The following is a 12,724-nucleotide window of genomic DNA, read 5'->3' on the forward strand; positions in this document are numbered from 1 at the left end:
GAAAATCAACATCATTAAAACCTTCGGGTAGCTGTGGTCGACGAGACATCTGTTCTAGATAATGCATGGTAATGATGCCTAAGCATAGTTGGCGGCAGCTTAAGGATTTAGAAAATGCGATTGGTATAATACGATTCGCTCATCCGACTATCCTTTCCTGTTTTCTTAAACTCAAAAGGATCGTTTGTTATGATCGTCCAGTCACGGTGTTTTGGAGCTCTACTCTGCATGCTGGCCAGCTTTCATGCCTTTGGTGAAACGGTAAAACTGTCTCTCCACTCTGACCTTCATCAAGAGTTTGTGCCCTCCGATCAAAAAGAGCTCGTTACCGTTCCCGAAGCCGACATCATTATCCTTGCCGGAGATATCGATAGTGGAACAGACAGTATTGATTACGCCGAATCAGTAGCAATAAAAAATGACGCCCCTGTTATTCTTGTTGCTGGTAATCATGAATACTACGGTCATGATCTGCATGCCTTAAAGGGTCAGCTGCAGGAGAGAGCAAGTCAAACACCAAATGTCTTTTTTCTGGAAAGAAACCGCATCGACTTAAAAGGCGTTCGTTTTCTTGGCTGCACCTTATGGTCTTCGTTTGACCTCTTTGAAGAAAACACGGCTCATGCTCAACAAATCGCTGAGCAAAGAATCAGTGATTTTCAGAGCATTCATGTGGGGAACCGGCTGATAACAGCCGCAGACCAGATGGATGAAAATAAGGCATGCCTTCAATGGCTCGAAAATGAGCTGGCCTCCCCATTTTCAGGCCCAACCGTGGTCATCACACACTTCGCTCCAGTACCTGAATGTATAGAACCCAAATGGGTGGGTTCTGAGCTGGCCCCTTACTTTATCAACCGTCTGAATGACATGATCTGGAAATGGCAACCAGACTACTGGTTCTACGGTCACACCCACAGCAACATCAATCAGACCCTGGGAAAAACCCACATCATGGCCAATCAAAAAGGGCATGATTATCATACCCCCGAAGATTACCAGCCAGAGCTGATTATCCCACTGCCTGTAAAGCACTCACATAAACCTTATGAAGGGTGAATGACTTCAATCCATGGTAAGAACAATCTTGCCGACGGCCTGCCTTGACTCAAGATGGCGGTGGGCATCAGCCACCTGCCAGATAGTAAAGGGGTTAGGGTCAATCAGTGGTTTAATCACACCTTTATCCACCAGTTGAGCAACTTCCGTCAGAATCCGACCATGTGCCGACCTGTTGATACCATTAAACAATGGTATCAACATCAATACACCATGAAGACTCAGGCTTTTCATCAGCACCGGAAACGTGTCTTCCACCGGCAGGGTGACAGCCACGTCACCATAAAAACGAACGGCCTCGAAGCTGTTTTTGATGTTCTCGCCGACAACGGTATCAAACACTTTGTCATAGCCTACACCACCGGCAAATTGTCGTACGTATTCCTGAACCGATGTATCCAGCACATTAATCAGGTGATCAGCTCCAAGACCAGCCGCAATATCCAGTGTTCTTGGTTTGGTGGTTGCTGTTACCGTTGCACCAAAATGTCGGGCCAGCTGAATGGCAATATGGCCAACGCCACCGGTAGCACCATGAATCAGCACCCGATCACCCTTGGTAACTTTCAACTTGTCATGCAGCCCTTCCCAGGCCGTTATGGAAACCAGCGGCAAAGCTGCCGCTTCGCCCATTGACAGTGACTCAGGCTTTTTAGCCATCAACTCTGCATCGACCAGCATATAGTCAGCCAGAGCACCATTCTGCCCTGCAACACCACCGGCACATCCATACACCTCATCACCTGGCTTAAACCCTGAGACGCCGTCACCTACCTCATGAACAACACCAGCAACATCACCATGAAGTATGTCTGGACGGTTCTCCGACCATGGATTTTCTGAAGAGCGCAGCATCACATCCAGCGGGTTAACACTGCTTGCCTTGACTTCTATGACCATATGCCCCGGTTTGGCCGCTGGGACTGGGTACTCAGTACACTCAAACACATCGGCGGAACCAATCTGTTTCACCACCATTGCCTTCATAGCAAACACTCTCTGGCTATCAGAAAAAACAAAGGGTATTGAGTGATTAAGTTAGCCGAGGAGATCAAAAGGAATTGAGAATTTATTGGTATGTATTTATTTCGTTTACTTACAACTGTTCGAGCTCCTGGGAAAGCGACTGGTCACCCATCCATAAAAAAGAATACCTAATCCATTATGAATAGATGACCAAGGAGTATCAGTTCGCCATTTCAATCTTACCGTAGTCCACAGACTCTTTTTCTCCACTGGCTTTTATCTGCATAACCGGCTTGAGCCTGGTGAGCACAATGTAGCCAAAGCAGGCAAAGAACAGGCCAATCACCAGAGCGCCTACCCACTGAATCTCAAGAAAATCCAGTTTAAACAACAGTGTCAGTACACTCATGGCTGCAATATTACCCAGGATATATGTCCACTTGCCGAAACGCGCTACCGTCAGATTCAGGTTATCCGTGTACAGCCTGATCAAAGAGTCCAGTGAATTAATAACAAAGGTGATACCAACAAACACCATGGCAAGGTTGTAGAAGCCTGTCGTTTCCAACCCGTTCGAATGATAGTAGTAAAGAACCGAGAACCAGATACCAACGGGAATAGACGGTATAACCAGCATAGCCGCCAACAATTGCCAGGTCGTTAATCCGCCGACAAAACGGGAAGTAAATTGGCCAATCATGATGCTCCAGGAGAACCACCAGAGCAGATAAAACTCATGGTAATCATTAATAGGCAGGACAAACTGATGAATATTGCCAAAGTAGCTTCCCAGCAGTGCAACTGTTTTCACCATTTCTCCCGCACTGCCTTCCGTTGAGGTCACGGCCCCCAGCCACATCACAGCGATCAGCCCCAGAAACAGAATAGTTGTTGAAACACTCAGAAACCGGACATACCGCAGACTGGTACTGGAATAAACAGCAATAGCAATGGCAATAAATACGATCAAGTAGAAGGAGGCAACGATCGTTTCACCATCTCCAACTTCTGGCAGATACCAGGGCAGGTTGGCCAGCAACAGATACGCAGTAAACGCACAGGTACCGATGATGACAATATTATTGATGACCTTGACTAAAGGCAGCTCAAAGAAACCAACCTTAGGCTCGATCACACAAAAATAGAAACACGTCAGGAAATAAAAAGCCCAGATCAGAAAACCCCAGAACCCAAACTCAATAGCCAGTGGGTTGGCAAAACCGTACTCAGGGCTCGCCTGCAAATCGGCATACCCCCCAAACTCGGTCAATGGGAACATGATCAGCCCCACATCAAGGCCGGAAGTGAACAGAATGGCGATAAAGGTCAGGGTTCGTACAGGGGTGTTACCAATACATCGGACATTACCCCAACGAAGCAGGATGAACGCTACCGCGAGAAAGGTAAACAGTATGCCGGCTGATAACCAGGCAGTCATAAGCATCTCCAGAGTTAATCTGTTTTTATTTATTATTAGAATGCTGTGAACAGCCCCTGTTGGAATTAATCTTTCAGGCTGCCCACCGTTTGGCTGGTTGTCCTTCTCCAGCCGCGAAATTAACTTACCGCACGTTCTGGGTTTCCTGAGCGCTGTCGTTCTTTCCAGTTTTTATCCATCCCAACCTCGGCATCAGATGGACCCAACGCCTCTTTGCCCCGAATCATATCTGCCGCCTTTTCCGCCACCATGATGGTTGGAGCATTGAGGTTTCCATTAGGAATTGTTGGGAAAATGGATGAGTCAACGACACGCAGTCGATCTATACCCCTGACTCGAGTTTCAGGGTCAACCACGGCCAGCTCATCACTGCCCATACGGCATGAGCATGAGGGGTGATAGGCACTTTCAACAGCACTGCGAACAAACGCATCGATGTCAGCATCGCTCTGCACACCATGACCTGGCTGAATCTCATCCCCCCGAAAGGGATCAAAGGCCGGCTGGTTGATAATTTCACGGGTCAGACGTACACAATCGCGAAAACCTTCCCGGTCTGATTCATGCTCAAGATAGTTAAATTGAATCTCAGGACTGTCGGTTGGATTACTGCTTGTTGCCCGAACCCAGCCGCGGCTCTTCGGTTTGTTATGACCGATATGAACTTGGAAACCATGACCATCAAAAGCACTTCTGCCATCATAACGCATGGCGGCAGGCAGAAAGTGGTACTGCAGATCGGGCCACTCAACACCTGCTTTGGAGCGGATAAAACCACAGGACTCAAAGTGATTCGTAGCGCCAAGCCCTTTACGATCCAACAGCCAGCGTGCACCAATCAACCCCTTGCTGAACCAGTTCAGCTTGCCATTCAGGGTAATAGGCTGCTTACATTTGAACTGGAAATAAAACTCCAGATGATCCTGCAGGTTTTCTCCTACACCCGGCAGCTCATGCTGCAATTCAATACCCGCCTCAGCTAATACAGTCTTTGAGCCAATACCGGATAACTGCAGAATATGTGGTGAGCCAACCGAGCCGGCAGCCAGGATCACTTCCTTATCGGCCTTTACCTCCTGAACCCTGCCCTTTCGCTCATAACGGATACCAACTGCCACTTTGTTTTCCAGCAGCACTTTATGAACCAGGGCATGGGTGATCACCGTCAAGTTTGAACGCTGTATGGCAGGCCGAAGATAGGCATTAGCAGTAGACCATCGACGTCCATTCTTTACCGTCATGTGCATGGGACCAAACCCTTCCTGCTGACGGCCATTGTAATCGTCGGTAGAAAAGTAACCGGCCTCTACACCTGCATCGACAAAGGCCTGGTAAAGGGGATTCTTCATTTCGTTGCCGTTATTCACCCCCAACGGGCCACTATCCCCACGATAATCATCACCGCCAAACGCCCAGGTTTCCGCTTTCCTGAAATAAGGCAGGCAGTGTGCATAGCTCCAACCTTCGGCTCCATGGCTCTGCCATTCATCAAAGTCCCGTGCATGACCTCGTACATAGACCATGCCGTTAATGGATGACGAGCCTCCCAGAACCTTGCCTCGGGGACAGTGCATACGACGGTTATCGAGGAAAGGCTCTGGTTCAGTTTCAAACTGCCAGGCAAATTTCTCGGTATTCATGGGGATGGAGAGCGCAGTCGGCATTTGAATAAATAGGCTGCGGTCACTTCCCCCGTTCTCCAACAGCAACACATTAACGGCAGGGTCTTCCGTCAAACGGTTTGCCAGCACACAGCCTGCCGAACCCGCACCAACAATGATGTAATCGTACTTAGAAATAGTACTCGATGATGTGGACATAAATAGCTCTGTCTTCTTATTAAAATGGGCTTTCCAGTGGTGTCATGCCCACATAGACAGACTTCAGCTGAGTGTAGTGGCGAAGGGTCTCCATACCATTCTCACGGCCGATACCGGACAATTTGTACCCACCCACAGGCATCTCCGCCGGCGATAGTCCATAGCTGTTAATCCAACAGATTCCCGCCTCCAGTTGCTGGGTAACCCGATGAGCACGCCGGATATCCAGGGTATAGACACCCGCAGCCAAACCGTAAGTGGTGTTATTGGCCCTCTGTACCACCTCTGACTCATCGTCAAATATCAGCAGCGACATGACTGGCCCAAAAATCTCCTGACGGACAATGGTCATATCATCATGGCAGTCGGTAAAAATGGTTGGCGCTACAAAATAACCACCGGACGCGTTTTCAGGCGACAATGGATTACCACCCTCAAGCAGAGTTGCCCCTTCATCCAGCCCGGACTGAATAAAGTCCAGTACCACTCGATGATGCTTCTCTGAAATCAGGGCTCCGAAATTGGTAGCAGGGTCCATTGGGTCACCGGCCACAATATTATTGCGGGTACGAGTCAGCAGCTTTTCAACAAACACGTCATAAACTAAACGATGAACAAAAACTCTGGTTCCATTGGTGCAGATTTCTCCCTGGGTGTAAAAATTACCCAGCATCGCCGCAGATACTGCTTCGTCCAGGTCTGCATCTTCAAAAATAATGAGGGGAGATTTACCACCAAGCTCCATGGTGACTTCCTTCAGAGAGGAGGCCGCAGCAGACATGACTTGTCTGCCGGTATTCACTTCCCCAGTGAACGACACTTTTGAGATATCAGGATGCCCGGTCAGCCACTTGCCAACCTCGGCATCCCCCAGCACAACATTGAACACACCTGCCGGCACACCCGCTTCAATAAAGATTTCGGCCAGCTTAAGGGCACCATGTGGCGTCTCTTCTGAAGGTTTGAAGATCATGCTGTTACCACAGGCCAGTGCAGGAGCAGACTTCCAGCAGGCAATCTGCAGGGGGTAATTCCAGGCCCCAATACCAGCACAGATCCCCAACGGCTCGCGGCGGGTATAATAAAAATCGCCACCCAGGCTTTGCTGGTTGCCCTCGATGGCAGGAGCAAGTCCGGCAAAAAATTCAATTGAGTCAGCACCGGTAACGACATCCACAACCGACGCTTCCTGCCAGGGCTTACCGGTATCTTCTACCTCAATAGCCGCCAGCTGATCATTTCGCTCTCTTAACAGGGCTACCGATTTTTGCAGAATACGACTGCGTTCTATGCCGGTCATGGCCGACCACTGTTCAAATCCCCGCCGGGCGCTGCTAATAGCCGCCAGCCTGATAGCCTCATCAGCCACTTCAGCTTGATAAGCAACTTTTCCAGTCGCGGGGTTAATAACCTCAAATGTCTCACCGCTACTGTTACTGCAATAGTCGCCATCCACAAAGTTTCTGAGGCGCATCAAGTTTCTCCGTACTACTTCGTCTTGTTTTAAAAAAGCTGTTCGACCAGAGATTTATCAATAGAAGCCGACTCACTGCGAAACCCTATTCATAAAAAACACAGGTAAGAATGACTAAAAACCCAAACTCTGCACTGGAGGCTTTGGGTAGATAGAGCTGGCAGGAGCAGCGGCCTGAGAGCCATGGATTTGATAAGATGACACCATGAACAGAATCTATCAAAAGGTAAATATTGATAGATAAATGGAACACTAACTTTCAGCAAATTCTTGTTATTTAACAGCCAATTGATTAGAAGTCTAACCAACATGGCGTTACACATCAATACAAAAACATTGAATAAAATCATCAAACTACAGCAAAACCACGCCAAAAATTAACAAACATTCAAGCAGCCATAGAAAAATATTTTAGACCACTAACCAATTTCCTGCAGAGGATCTTCCCTGCGAGAACAGCTCTTGCTTATTGATCGCAAAGAAGCCCGTGAGAAAAGACCGATCCCATAGGAAGGTATGTATGATTTGAAAGCTCATCAAACACGGGGGCATTTATCCTGCTGATTTCTATCAATTTACTGCTTATTTGCGAATAATTGGCCTTATTTTCCGGCTGGTCAGCAATACTGGCTGCTTTGTTAGACAATCTACTGCAAAATCAATGATATAAAAGACTAAAAATGACTTGCAGCGGAGTAAAGCCATGGAATCGATCAAGCCAGTTTTCGGTCAGCAGGAGTTAACCATACAGAATCTGAGCCAGGACATGATGGGTCTCGATAGTATGGACAGCCTAGATAACCCTCTAGGCTGCCATGACAGCACACTTGTTCAGATTGAGATGTACAGCCGGATGATCTGCTATGGCATCAATAACCCATTCCCACATTCACGTCAGCATCTGGCCTTTGCACTGATTGGTATTAAAAGCTTACTTTGTCAGATCAGTCTGGCAGAACTGGTGATGGGCAGCTCCGAGATTAAAGAAACGCCAGTCAAACAGGTACGCCCGGATATCCAGCACATGGAAAAGCTCGATCAGTTATTAGACTGCCCAATGATTGCCGGCAGCCTGCCCACACTGAGAGAAGCGCTGCGATTTGTTCACAGCAAGGATCAGCAGGAAATTTACAACATTCTTAAGCGTAAGCTGAAAGGAGAAGGTTAAGCTCTGCTGGCATAAGAAAAATGGGGCAGCAACCTGCCCCATTAAAATCAGCTTAAAGTGCCGCAACTACTTTTACGCCACAATCATTCTCAACGGGCAAACTGGCATCCATTGCCGTCAGCAACGAACCGGTACTATTCAACAGGCGGAATTTGTTAAACAGCAGGTCATAGCGGGCATTGATTTCGCTCTGCCGGGCAGACGTATACTCATTCTGACTGTCCAGCAGATCCATCAAGGTTCGACTTCCCATCAGGAACTGTTTGTCATAAAGCTCTCTGGATTTCCCAGCCTGAACCACATGCTCTTCCAGCGGACGTAAACGCTGAGAACCATAGTCAATGGCCACCCAGGCCAGGCGAATCTCTTCCTCAACCTGTCGACGAGCCCTGTTACGTACTTCAATCGCCTCATTAACCAGTTTGCTGGTCTGGCTGCGACGGGCCTTATCACCACCACCATTGTAGAGGTTATACGTCATATTCAGTTTGGCCACATGGCTATAGGTATCGCCTTTACCACCATTGGCATCGGTATCCCAGTTGGCTCCTACCTCCAGCTCAAAGCGCGGCATAAAGGCACTTTTAGTCGCGTCATATTGAGCTTCAGCCGCTTGCACATCCGCACTGGCCAATTTCATCACCGGATGAATTTCTGCACCCAGCTTCAACGCCGCTTCCAGAGAGGCCGGTGTGCCAGCAGGCACTTCAGGCAACGTATAAGCAGTCGGGAGATTTCCCACCAGGCGCTGGTACTGTGTTTTTACATCACGAAGTACAGACTCAGCACTGATCTCATTGGCCTTGGCCAGAACCAGACGACTCTGGGCCTGAGCTACATCAGCCTCATTACTCCGGCCTTTACGCCCCTGTTTTTCAATCAGCTCAACCACACGTTCATGCTCTGCAGAGTTGGCCTGCATCAACTCAACAATGGACTGCTGACGCATCACATTGATATAGGCCTGAGTGACCTGCAGAGCTGTATTGCTGGCTACCGAACACACTTCCTGGGCAGCAGAAGCCTGTCTCGCCTTCTGGCGATCCACTTCACTGCCAACCGCAAACCCATCAAACAACATTTGACGTGCAATCAACGATGCATCCCGGCGGGTTCTGTCCTGGTCTTTACTGTCAGCATCGCCTGCATTGAAAGCACCAATCGTTGTGCTGTTACGGCTGTTTTCATAACCAATTCCGGCCGTAAGGTCCACACTGGGCAGATACCCGGACCTGGCCTGGGTAATTTCATCCAGGCGGGCATCCGCTTCGGTAGTACGGATCAGAACTTCCGGATTCGTTGCCAGTGTCTGGTTGATGGAATCCAGCAGCGTATCTGCCTGGGCATTGGCTGTTAATACGGCTGCAGACAAAATCGATACTTTTAAAAACGTCGGAAACATCCTTTTTTCGCTCCTTTTTTTCTAATTCGAATTATGGTTAGTTTTTAATGGGGGTTTAAACGATCAGCTGACCGTTATTAATCAGCTGTTGAAGTACATCATTGCTATCAATGCCATCACTTCCAGGATCGCTCCAGCCAGTGGTATTACTAAAGACAATATTTAGAGTATCGGTACTGCTCTCATCGTTACTGGTTATAAAGGTAATTGTGGCTGTCTGTGACGCCTCATCATAAGACGCTGTAATACCTTTCTGTCCTAATATCTCAGGAATCAGTGCTTCACTGGCACCAAAGTCTACAAGTCCTGAGATATCCAGAATATCGCCATTTTCAGCGTCTGGACCAGGCTTACCAAGTGCAAAGTCCAGCAAGGTATCCGTCTGAACAGTTTGGCCATCAATCAGGTCTGAAATATTGAAAGCAAAAACATCCGTAGAGCTTTCCCCATCCGGATCACCTTTCAGCGTATCGTTACCAGTCCCACCTGCCAGATAATCAGAACCGGCAGTGCCTACCAGATCGTCTTTCGGGTCATCAAGGTTATCTTCACCTTTTTGATAGGCCGTAAAATTAAGAGGTATCGAAGTCAAAGCCGTATCGCCGTCCTGATCAGACACCTCAACCCCAAGCTTGATAGGCTCAGCGCCTTGACCATCAGATAGGTGTGTAAAGCTCGTTTCTACAGAGTTTTTGATTCTAAAACTTGAGCCATCATCGGCTCCCGAGAACTCAATGTAGGAAATAACACCTACACTTTTGACCTCAAACGTACTGCTCGTAATACCACCACTTGAACTTTCATCCAGTAACTTTCCATCTTTATCATAAGCGCGCCAAATATAAGCACCCTTTTGAACATCAATACCTATCTGGGCACCAATCACATCACCGGCGACAAGTTTCATTGTCAGTACTTCTGTAGCCCCATTGATCCAGCCGCTCGCAGAACCAATAGCCTGTTTGCTCCAGTTAACTTTGATATTCTCTGTTTGATCCGGTCCGGTAACTTCAACGGCAGAAATAGCCATGACTGTTATCGCTTTAATAGCATTATCCGCTAACCAATCTCCTTCAGAAGAATAAGTTTTGACCTCATAGCCACTTTCTCCTTCAATCAATACTTGGAAAAAACTATTTCCGCCATTTACACCATCAAGGGTTGTAGTTTCCACCACATCAATCAGCCCTGATCCTGAGCCAGGAGTTTCAACCACATAACGGTCATTATTCGGATCAGCAGTTACCCGAAACACCTCTGTCTGCGTAGCACCATCACTAAAGGCATTACTGCCACTGCTATCGGTATAAGCGATAAGCACAGAGGTATCAGCGGGATCAACATAATAATAGAGAGGAAGCCCACCGCTGGTCATATTGGTATCAGCGTGCGTGATCGCTGGATCTCCAGTACCCCAGTCATCAATATTTCCACTGAGGTCTGCGTTGTACTGAATATCTGCGCCAAGAGTATTCAAAACACCAGTAAACGAGTGCCCTGAAGTATTAGGTAAATAGGCTGTCGATGTCTCGGTAATAGCGACAGTATCATCTTCAATACCAAGCTTTATCACAATGGCGCCAGAATCCTGCTCTCCATCATTCAATTTGATGTCGAACTGCTCATAAGGCGTAGTACCTGGAATGTGATCAGCCTGAGAATTTAACTGATAAGACCATGTTCCATCACCATAAAAGGTGATAAGCCCGTATTCTCCCGATAGCGAGCCAATCTCATCAGCTCCATTACCCGTAAGATCACCAATTACTTCATCATTACAAACCACACTCAGTGTCTTTCCATCGACCTCACTGAACCTTAACTGTCCTGACGCACTGGTATCCATTGCACCCGGTTGCGTCCCTTCAACAAGTCCTGACTCATAAACAGTTGTCGTACTATCACCAACAACCGTTATCGTAACCTGGGCAGTATCTTCACCCCCGTGACCATCTTCAATGGTATAATCAAAAGTAATGGTTTCAGTTTGTCCTGCTGCCAGATAATCAAAGTCAGAGCCCGGATCAAAAACAACCCCATTTTTCGCATCCCAGGTCAAACTTGCAGTATTAAAAGCCGGAAGATTACTGATACCAGTGATAGTTAAAGGATCATCATCTGGATCAGAGTCATTGATAAGCAGTTTGTCAGAAGTAATAGTTAACGGCTGACTCTCTATGGTCAGGAAACCTCCATCCAGCTGATCAGCCTCAACCCAGTTCACATAAAAGTCCGAGTTATTCGTATCAGCTTTATTCGAGTCCTCCCTCTCTGTTGGTGCCAGCTGGATTTCATCAAACAGTAAATCACCCGTTGCAATCGAGATTAGAGAACCATCAGATGCAGTTGCGCTACCACTGGCAACAACCTGACCATTCAACAAAGCAAACCAGGCTAAGGTCTCCGGAGCCGGCTGATCATCACCGTCATGAGTTAGAAAGCTCCCAACACTAACTTGAGCTGAATTGGCAAGCCCATTCAGCTTAATAGATAAGCTTTCATAACTATCATCACTGATATCATCGGGAGTATTTCCGTTGCGGTATTCGATCTGGTACTTTTGACCGGCATCTGTTTCCCATACAGCGTCAGGTGAGTGAACGCCTATTTTTAACGTACCCTCAGCTACATCATTTCCATTTTCATCGACAACACCTGCATCAACATTTTCAAGCCCGGAGTCTGCATTAAGAACAGTATTTTGCCAGCTCACCAGCTCTGTATCTTCAGCAGCCCCATTACTATTCCCATATCGAACCGTTTTTGTTGATTGGTCTGGATCATCAAGCGCATCTGGAGACTGATTTGTGCTCGATGGGTCCTCCGCCCCGTTGATGGTGATGGTGATGGTTTCCGTGTCGTTGCCGTCCGCCGTCGACACTGTGTACACCTGGGTGATTTTCTCCCCGGCATCCAGGTACTGCACTGCCGCATTATCAACCTTGAATTCCCAGCCGCCCTGCGCGTTGATCACCAGGCTGCCCAGCCCGGTCTGTGATCCGTCGTTGGTGGTCTGCCCGGTTTCATCGGTCACGCTGCTCAGGGTCACGGTCGGGCTGAACGCACCATCGCCATCGGCGTCCGTCACGGTCAGGGTGCCACCGGTGACCAGCTGTCCACTGTTATTCAGGTCTTCGGCCTTGTCTTCCGTCACCGCCCCCGCGTCACTGTCCCCGTTACTGCCGTCCACCAGGATGTTCGACGGGTCTTCCGCCCCGTTGATGGTGATGGTGATGGTTTCCGTGTCGTTGCCGTCCGCCGTCGACACCGTGTACACCTGGGTGATTTTCTCCCCGGCATCCAGGTACTGCACCGCCGCATTATCAACCTTGAATTCCCAGCCGCCCTGCGCGTTGATCACCAGGCTGCCCAGCCCGGTCTGTGATCCGTCGTTGGT

8 protein-coding genes are annotated in these 12,724 nt (G+C 48.3%); 2 read left to right on the forward strand and 6 right to left on the reverse strand.

The genetic code is table 11. The features are described 5' to 3' along the window. Positions 1 to 189 precede the first annotated feature (189 nt). Positions 190 to 1,059 carry a metallophosphoesterase gene (locus tag AK963_RS01190; RefSeq protein ID WP_066013384.1) on the forward strand — a complete coding sequence of 290 codons (870 nt, stop codon included), beginning with the start codon at positions 190 to 192 and terminating at the stop codon, positions 1,057 to 1,059. Between the two features lie 6 nt (positions 1,060 to 1,065). Here AK963_RS01190 and AK963_RS01195 read toward each other — a convergent pair whose 3' ends face one another. The 4 genes from AK963_RS01195 to betB all read right to left on the reverse strand — a co-directional run bounded on the left by AK963_RS01195 (position 1,066) and on the right by betB (position 6,757). Next, complete coding sequence (locus AK963_RS01195; RefSeq protein WP_066013386.1) at positions 1,066 to 2,046, reverse strand: zinc-dependent alcohol dehydrogenase family protein; 981 nt, start codon at positions 2,044 to 2,046, stop codon at positions 1,066 to 1,068. Between the two features lie 199 nt (positions 2,047 to 2,245). Continuing rightward, entirely contained in the window at positions 2,246 to 3,463 is a 1,218-nt protein-coding gene (locus tag AK963_RS01200) for a BCCT family transporter (protein ID WP_066013388.1), read from the reverse strand. Between the two features lie 119 nt (positions 3,464 to 3,582). Next, the gene (gene betA / locus AK963_RS01205; RefSeq protein ID WP_066013389.1) at positions 3,583 to 5,283 is read right to left on the reverse strand and encodes a choline dehydrogenase; all 1,701 of its coding nucleotides are present in this window, start codon (positions 5,281 to 5,283) and stop codon (positions 3,583 to 3,585) included. 19 nt (positions 5,284 to 5,302) lie between these two features. After that, entirely contained in the window at positions 5,303 to 6,757 is a 1,455-nt protein-coding gene (gene betB / locus AK963_RS01210) for a betaine-aldehyde dehydrogenase (RefSeq protein ID WP_066013394.1), read from the reverse strand. Positions 6,758 to 7,460: 703 nt separating this feature from the next. Here betB and AK963_RS01215 point away from each other — a divergent pair. Continuing rightward, positions 7,461 to 7,925, forward strand: coding sequence for a hypothetical protein (locus AK963_RS01215; protein ID WP_066013396.1), 465 nt, complete (start codon positions 7,461 to 7,463; stop codon positions 7,923 to 7,925). Between the two features lie 52 nt (positions 7,926 to 7,977). On the opposite strand, the gene AK963_RS01220 is transcribed toward AK963_RS01215, so the two are convergent. After that, positions 7,978 to 9,327 carry a TolC family outer membrane protein gene (locus tag AK963_RS01220; protein WP_066013398.1) on the reverse strand — a complete coding sequence of 450 codons (1,350 nt, stop codon included), beginning with the start codon at positions 9,325 to 9,327 and terminating at the stop codon, positions 7,978 to 7,980. Between the two features lie 55 nt (positions 9,328 to 9,382). Beyond that, the coding region (locus tag AK963_RS01225; RefSeq protein WP_066013399.1) for a VCBS domain-containing protein at positions 9,383 to 12,724 on the reverse strand (3,342 nt) is incomplete at its 5' end.

The sequence above is a fragment of the Endozoicomonas atrinae genome (genome assembly GCF_001647025.1).
Classification (GTDB): Bacteria; Pseudomonadota; Gammaproteobacteria; order Pseudomonadales; family Endozoicomonadaceae; genus Endozoicomonas; species Endozoicomonas atrinae.